The organism is Sphingobacterium micropteri, from assembly GCF_014692515.1.
Lineage (GTDB): Bacteria > Bacteroidota > Bacteroidia > Sphingobacteriales > Sphingobacteriaceae > Sphingobacterium > Sphingobacterium micropteri.
In genome coordinates, this window is record NZ_JACOIK010000023.1 from 1 (window position 1) to 7,652 (window position 7,652).

The 7,652-nt window shown below is 33.2% G+C and carries 6 protein-coding genes; 1 reads left to right on the top strand and 5 read right to left on the bottom strand.

The genetic code is table 11. The annotated features are described in order from the left end of the window. Nucleotides 1–164 precede the first annotated feature (164 nt). From H8B06_RS20370 to H8B06_RS20385, 4 genes are all read right to left on the bottom strand, one after another. Nucleotides 165–857, bottom strand: coding sequence for a M48 family metallopeptidase (locus H8B06_RS20370; RefSeq protein WP_190996032.1), 693 nt, complete (start codon nucleotides 855–857; stop codon nucleotides 165–167). Then, the gene (locus H8B06_RS20375; RefSeq protein WP_190996033.1) at nucleotides 857–4,018 is read right to left on the bottom strand and encodes a type I restriction endonuclease subunit R; all 3,162 of its coding nucleotides are present in this window, start codon (nucleotides 4,016–4,018) and stop codon (nucleotides 857–859) included. Before H8B06_RS20375 ends, H8B06_RS20370 begins: the two co-directional genes overlap by 1 nt. Nucleotides 4,019–4,041: 23 nt before the next feature. Further along, nucleotides 4,042–4,926 carry a restriction endonuclease gene (locus H8B06_RS20380; RefSeq protein WP_112375725.1) on the bottom strand — a complete coding sequence of 295 codons (885 nt, stop codon included), beginning with the start codon at nucleotides 4,924–4,926 and terminating at the stop codon, nucleotides 4,042–4,044. A gap of 94 nt (nucleotides 4,927–5,020) precedes the next feature. Beyond that, nucleotides 5,021–5,944, bottom strand: coding sequence for a tyrosine-type recombinase/integrase (locus tag H8B06_RS20385; protein ID WP_190996034.1), 924 nt, complete (start codon nucleotides 5,942–5,944; stop codon nucleotides 5,021–5,023). Between the two features lie 85 nt (nucleotides 5,945–6,029). Here H8B06_RS20385 and H8B06_RS20390 point away from each other — a divergent pair, with 85 nt between their 5' ends. Then, nucleotides 6,030–7,145 (top strand): restriction endonuclease subunit S, encoded by a 1,116-nt coding sequence (locus tag H8B06_RS20390; protein ID WP_190996035.1) that lies wholly within the window; start codon nucleotides 6,030–6,032, stop codon nucleotides 7,143–7,145. Between the two features lie 122 nt (nucleotides 7,146–7,267). Here H8B06_RS20390 and H8B06_RS20395 read toward each other — a convergent pair whose 3' ends face one another. Continuing rightward, on the bottom strand, nucleotides 7,268–7,588 hold the full coding sequence (locus H8B06_RS20395) for a hypothetical protein (protein ID WP_190996036.1): 321 nt from the start codon (nucleotides 7,586–7,588) through the stop codon (nucleotides 7,268–7,270). Between the last annotated feature and the right edge of the window lie 64 nt (nucleotides 7,589–7,652).

Here is a 7,652-nt window from a genome sequence, read left to right on the forward strand (position 1 = left end):
AATGATGAAGGGGAACGTAAATCCCCCTCCAACAACTTTTTTATACAGAAAACAACTGAGGCAATAAAACCCTTAAAAATCTAGTAGAAAAATTGCCCAACTGTCAGATTAAGTCTTAACTTTTACATATTATGAATAAACAACAGTAGGCAGAATCTTTGGAATCAAGCAAATGAATCTAATTTTTCCTTTCTTTTCTCCCAATCAGGCATCATCAAAGTGAGTAAATCAAAAAAATCCTGATTATGGTGTTTGTGAACCGTATGACACAATTCATGCATAATGACATATTCGATACACCTTTTAGGTGTGTGAATTAATTTAGGATTGAAGATCAATTTATTTTTAATGGTACAACTTCCCCATCGGGTGGGCATATCCTGAAAATAAATGTGATTAGGAGCCTTGAAGCGTTCTGAAAATTTTTTAATGATAGGTTTTGCTATTTCGCTTATTTTACTGTGAGCTCGTTGTTTTAACCACTCATCGAAAAGCATTTGTGCTTTTTCCTTATTTTTTACTGTAATTAAAAACAGATTTCCTTTATAGGTAACTTCTTCCTTGTCAGATTTTTCAACAACTAATTTATACTGCCTTCCTAAATATAAAATAGAATATCCCGATTTTATTTCATAGGAGATTTGCGTTGCATCAAAATTCAAGAAATAAGACTGTTGTTTACATATCCAGTGGGCTTTTTTTAAAAGTGATTCTTTAATTTTTTCCAACGATATTTCTAATGGAGCTACTACAAAGACAGAAGTGTCTGGCAATATTTTTACACCAATCGTTTTGCGATTAGCGTATTGCAATTCAAATTCGATCTCTTGTTTTCCGTATTGAATGCTTTCTTTCATTATCTGTTTGCGATGGCAATATCAATTAATTTTTTTGTCAATTCATCTGCTTTCGAAACAGAAAGATGAAACACATCCATTAAATAATCTCCAAAATCTAATTCGATTTTATTGATAATATCAGTGCGTTTATGCCAGTCTACAACTTCAAATTTTGAAACAATTTCATCAAACATTTTTGTAATTTCTACTTCTTTATTGATTAAATCACTTTCTTTTTTTAGCAACTGAAAAACTGCGATGTTTCTACTTTTATCTTTAATATCTTCAGGAATATCATCAGAAAAACCTTTTGTAGCTTGTTCTTTATAGTCGGTCAACCTTCTTAATGCTTCAATTTCAGACAGGCGATTAGCACGCATTTCTGCAATCGTTTCGCTGATTAGTTCAGATAGTTTTTTGAATAACGCAGGATTAGCATCAATATTGATAGATAAATATTTTGAAGTTGCCGCTGCAATTTTTTCAGCTTTAGCTCTTGGTCCTACCAATTTTTCAACTTCCTCAGCAAAGGCTTCAGTATCTAAAATATCCAAAGGTTCTACTAAACGAATGATTTCCTCCGTAATGACATGTTGATCGAGCAATTTCTGCAATTGCTTTTCGTATTGTGTAAAACTGATTTTATCGAGATAAATCGAATTTGCTGCGACACGAATACCTGCAAATTTTTTAAGATCGTCTTTATACTGCTTAATTTCTTGCTCCGATGTTTGGTTATGAAAGTCAATAGAAGATAATGCTACCTTTAGTATTCTGGCAAAAATATTAAATTTAGTATAGAAATCATCTCTTATAGACTGGTCAGATAAAAAGACGATATATTCATCAATATTCTGCTTATTGCTAATGGTTTTGAAAATATTCAACAAATCAGTATGAGCACGGGGTAATTTATTTATTTCTTCAGAAATATCTGTTAAAGAACCTGCCAGATCTTTTGGATCAAAAGAATTATCATCTCCAGAATAATTCTCCAAAGCTTCCTGAAGTTCTTGCATTATTCCAGCATAATCAATTATGTATCCATAATCCTTTCCGGGGAAAACTCTATTTACTCGGGCAATAGCTTGAAGTAATGTATGTTCTCGTAACTTACGGCATAAATACATCACAATCGTCTGAGGTACATCAAACCCGGTAAGAAGCTTATCAATAACAATCAGTAATTCGATATTTTCTCCTTTTTCGTATTGTTGTATGATATCTTCATCGATCCGCTGACCGTATTTGGTTTTTAATAACTCATAATATTGAGTGACTTCGGGCGATTCAGAGCTGTGTACATCTTCATTATTTTCTCGTGTATCTGGAGCCGACATGACTACTTCCGTTTTTACTTTCCCGATAAGGTCAAATGCTTTCTTGTATTTAACGGCAGTTAATTTATCTGGACACACCACCATACCTCTGAATCCTGAGTGTATTCCTGTTGTTTTATTTCCATCTCCCCAATTTGAGTAAAAATGCTGACTAATATCCCTCGCAATTTCGTGAATATTTTGTTCCGTTTTGGTAATCAAGCCTGCCCGGCTCATTTTCTTTTTCAGATCGGCACGTTGATATTCTTCCAGATCTTCCATCACCATATCCACATTTTTATCGAGCACCTTTCGATTTACGTCCTGTACTGCCAACCTTCCTTCATATAAAATAGGTACGATAGCCCCATCTTCAACCGCCTCTGAGATGGGATACGTATCTATTATACCTCCAAATTTATTCGCTGTATTTTTTTGTTTTTTCATCAACGGCGTTCCTGTAAATACGATAAAGCAAGCGTTAGGCAATACTTTTTCCATATTCACATTAAAAATACCATGTTGTGTTCGGTGAGCTTCGTCAATTAACACAAAAATATTGTGACTGGTTAATTGATTATCTGACAAACTTTTGACTGCTGCATCAAACTTGTTGATAATAGTAGTTGTTACAAAATCACCATTGCCCTTCAGTAAGCTCACTAGTTGTTTACCAGATGCGGCATTGATGACATCTACTTCTACTTTTTGTAATGTAGACGTAATTTGTCGGTCTAAATCAATTCTATCTGTCACTAAAATAATCTGAGGATTATTTATAGTGTCTTGAATTTTACGAGCCAGCATTGCCATTGTCAAAGATTTCCCACTGCCTTGTGTATGCCAGATAACACCTCCCTTTCTTTTACCGTTACGAACGGGTTTTATCCGTTCAATGATTTTGTTGATGGAAAAGAACTGCTGAAAGCGGGCAATTTTTTTGACAACACCAGCTTCAAACAGAATAAAGTCCTTAACAATAGCTAATAAACGCTCAGGACTTAACAAACCTTGGATAAAAATATCCTGTTGGGTAGGTGCTACGTATTGTTGATACTTTTCTTGGTATGCAATATGGTCTGATTTAGTTCTAATATCCGGATTCGAGAAAAGTTTTGCTTCTATATCCTTTGATAAAGCGGTATTTACTAAATCATCTAAACCGTCAATAAACTGTACTTCCTTCTCTTTCCAGATTGCCCAAAACTCTTCTTTAGTATTGGTGGTGGCATATTTAGTTTCTAACAAAGAGGTTGCTAATAATACCTGACTATATACATATAAATTACGAATACCATTTTCTTGTTGGTTTCTGATATGTTGAGAAATTGCTTCGTGAATAGGCGTTTTGATTGTTGGACTTTTACATTCTATAATAGCTAACGGAATACCATTGACAAATAAAGAAATATCTGGTCGGTACGTATCTTTTCGTCCTGTACGTAATACCGAAAATTCTTCCGATACGTGAAAATAGTTGTTAGTAGGATTTTCCCAATCAATATATTGAATTGTATGACTTTTTTTGTCACCATCAATAGATTGTTCTAAAGCATGTCCAAATACCAACAAATTGTAAATTTGATTACAAGCTTGTACCAATCCCTCAGAAAGTGGTATATCCTGAAGTTTCTGGATTGCTTTTTCAATATTTGTTGATTCAAACTTCGTTTTTTTACTTCCGATTTTAATATCATTGATATGCATCAAACGCTCTCTGAGAATATCAGTTAAAATAACATTACTTTCTCTATTTTCACGAAGTTGTAAGGCTTCGCTGGGGGATAAGTAATCATACCCCAGATTAATAAGTAGTTTGAGCGCAGGAATTTGTGATATATTATCTTCGGTGAATGCCATGGTATGGATTTATGGATGCTATTTTACTGTTCTACAAAGAAATCTTCGTCTAAATGCTTTACTTCATAAGTTGCTTTTATTTGTACACCAACATTATATTCGTGCATTAAATCAACCAATTTATTACCATCTATCAAAATTATTTTGTGATGTGCGTTTTTAGCCTTTTCCTCTGCTCCTTTATCAAATAAAGAGGTTGTCACAAAAACACCTTTGTTAGTGTCACCACTCATTGCCCCAATGAAATTTCTGATGTCTTTTTCACGGACTTTATTTTCTGTAAATCTTTTTGCCTGAATATAAATCTTATCCAAGCCGAGTTTATCTTCATTTATAACTCCGTCAATTCCTCCGTCAGAAGATTTTGTAGTTTCAATAAAATCTCCATACCCCATCTTCTTTAACAAAATCAAAATAACTTTTTCAAAATAATAGGGATCTATTTCTTTCAACTTTTCAAGAAGTTCGTTCTTGGTTTCCTTCTCAATTTGATTAAAGCCTTCATCAATTAAATCCTGGGGAGAAGCATTCGATATTTTCTTTATTTCTGTTGATTTTTTATCATTTTCTGTTTGATAAAAATCCATTAAAGAACTTTCCTGCTCTAAGCTATTTAAACTTAAATGTGTTTTCTGAGCAATTCCTTTTTCCGTAATTTGTACATTTCCTCTTGAAGGGTAATGAATATACCCGCCTTTTTTAAGATAAGATTTTCCCCAAGCAATTCTATTATTGATTAAGTTCTCTCCAGATTTTGTCGTTTCTTCAAGAAGTTCTTTGGGTAAATGAGCGTAATACTTTTCAATCACCCTCTTTTGCATCACCCTTGTATGAATTACTTCTCCGTTTGATAAAATCTCCAGAATCGGATTAAAGGTTTCATGGAATTTAGGCAGTTCTTGATGCATTTATAAATTAGAAATTATGAGTTATGATACTAACTTTCGTACTGAACAAATATAGCAAAAAATGCACTCATAACTCATAATTAGCAACTCTTAACTACCTTAATGTCTTAAACATTTGCTCAATAGCTTTCTTCTTTTGCTCCATATTAGGATGAACATAGAGATTTAAAGTGGTGCTGATGTTAGAATGCCCTAAAAGTACACTTACAGTCTTGTAATCACAATTACTTTCGATACATCTTGTGGCGAAGCTATGCCTTAGACCGTGAAATTTTAGTTCCGGCATATTGAGCTCCTTCATTAAGTTTTTATAATAACTACGGTATGTTCGGGGTTCTGTAGGTTTAGCATCGTTTGTCAAAACAAAAAATGATGGATTGACAATTTTTTTAAATGGCTTCAATATCTTCAATAAATCCTTACTGATTGGAATTTCCCGAATGGAGTTTTTGGTTTTTGGCGTATCTAAAATCAGTTCCGTTCTACGGTTTCCTTCTTCAATCACATAAATACGTTGAATCGTACGATTAACACTGATAACACCGTTATCTGTATCTATATCCTGCCATGTTAATGCACACACTTCTCCAATACGCATACCTGCACTCAAGCAGATATAAACTCCTAAATTTCTGAATGTAAAATGTTCCTGTATATAGCTCATTATTTTTTTCTGATCTGCCCGGCTTAATACTTCAATATTGTGTTTTTCACGCTCTGTAGGAAACTGTATGTCAAAAGGGGTATAATCCAACCATTTATGTTTTGCACCAAATTTGAGAATCATCTTCAGCACAATCAGTATATCTTTAATTGTCTTATGGCTCAAACCTGATTCCAATTTCTGGAACACAAAACTTTGTACATCAGCCTCTTCAATAACAAATTGATCACCAAAAACAGGTTGTAAATGATTTTCAATCAGAAGTGTATAAGCTGAAAAGCTTGATTTCTTGACATACTGCTTCTTGTCTACTTTCCAAAGTGTGATCACTTCTGAAATTCGTTTTTTATTCATTTTGCTTAAATTTTAAATTAATATCAAAGGAAAGCAATTAAGGTTTTTTAAACCTTGAGGATATAAGTTAGTCAATGTTCCCCCTTTGAGATTTCCGGGCTTTGAAGGGGAATGGGAAACAAAGAAGTTGGGGGAGATTGCAACGTTTTCCAAGGGAAAAGGCATTTCTAAAAGCGATATTGCCGAAAACGGACTTACTGAATGTATTAGATATGGAGAACTATACACATATTACGGAGAAGTAATCAATGATATAAAATCCAAGACTAATGTTGATACATCTAATTTAGTCTTAAGTGAGGTTAATGATGTTATCATTCCTGCATCGGGAGAAACAACAATTGATATTGCAACAGCTTCATGTGTATTGAAGTCTGGCATTGCATTAGGAGGTGATTTGAATATTATCAAAACCGAGAATAATGGAGTGTTTCTATCTTATTATTTGAATAATAAAAAGAAAATGGAGATAGCCAATTTGGCACAAGGAATTTCAGTAGTACATCTTTACTCAAGCCAATTAGCTACTCTGACTTTAAGTTTTCCAAAGTTGGAGGAGCAAAATAGAATTTCTACATTTTTAGCTTTATTTGACGAAAGAATCCAAACCCAAAACAAAATAATTAAACAATTAGAAACCTTAATTAAAGGGCTTTATCAAAAAATATTTGAACTCAATCGATTTCAGTTTTCTATTCTTCCTTTAAAATCACTCTGCACTATAAAAAAAGGAGAGCAAATAAATGCCTCCAAATTATCTGAAACAGGAATTTATTATGTAATGAATGGCGGAATATTACCATCTGGTTACCATTCTGAATACAATTCAGATGCAGAAATTATTTCTATAAGTGAAGGTGGAAATTCTTGTGGATATGTTCAATATAACCATACTAAATTTTGGAGCGGAGGACATTGTTATACACTAAACAATATCGATAAAATCATTAAAAACAAATATCTATACTATTATTTGAAAGCCAACGAAAATAAAATTATGGCACTTCGTGTAGGTTCTGGGTTACCCAATATTCAAAAATCTACTTTGGAAAAATTTGAAGTGAAAATTACTAACCTTTATGAACAAGAAAAAGTTGTATTAGCTTTGGGGAGCTTATCAACCAAAATAGCTGTAGAAAGTAAACTACTTGAGCAATATGAGATACAGAAAAAGCATTTGTTACAGAACCTGTTTATATAAACAGGTTCTGTAACAAATATTGTTTTTGAGAATGGTATTTATCTAAAATATTTTTCTCGGTTTCTATCTTTGTATCAATTGTAAAAGTTAAGACTTAATCTGACAGTTGGGCAATTTTTCTACTAGATTTTTAAGGGTTTTATTGCCTCAGTTGTTTTCTGTATAAAAAAGTTGTTGGAGGGGGATTTACGTTCCCCTTCATCATTCTGTTGGGTCGGGTTATTGTTGAAAGGATGCTTCTGATAAGGTGCCGTTTCTACTTCATCCGACATTGGCAAAGATACAACGTTTTGGGAATGAGTATGTAATAATTTCTCTTTTGCAAGATAGATACTTTCTTCCCAGGTATCTTTCGGTGTTTTACCGTAGCAATATTTGCCTGAATATTCCGACAAAAGTACACCACGGGTTCCGGACGAAAGTACACCAGATATAGTGACCAATAACCCGAGCTATTTTACAACTGGATTGTATTAACTTTTCAAACTTAGTGATTTTTTTTCTTTC

Excerpts from the sequence above, each read along its gene's own strand:
- H8B06_RS20370 (WP_190996032.1), bottom strand. The coding sequence starts at position 857 with ATGAAAGAAAGCATTCAATACGGAAAACAAGAGATCGAATTTGAATTG.
- H8B06_RS20375 (WP_190996033.1), bottom strand. The coding sequence starts at position 4,018 with ATGGCATTCACCGAAGATAATATATCACAAATTCCTGCGCTCAAACTA.
- H8B06_RS20380 (WP_112375725.1), bottom strand. The coding sequence starts at position 4,926 with ATGCATCAAGAACTGCCTAAATTCCATGAAACCTTTAATCCGATTCTG.
- H8B06_RS20385 (WP_190996034.1), bottom strand. The coding sequence starts at position 5,944 with ATGAATAAAAAACGAATTTCAGAAGTGATCACACTTTGGAAAGTAGAC.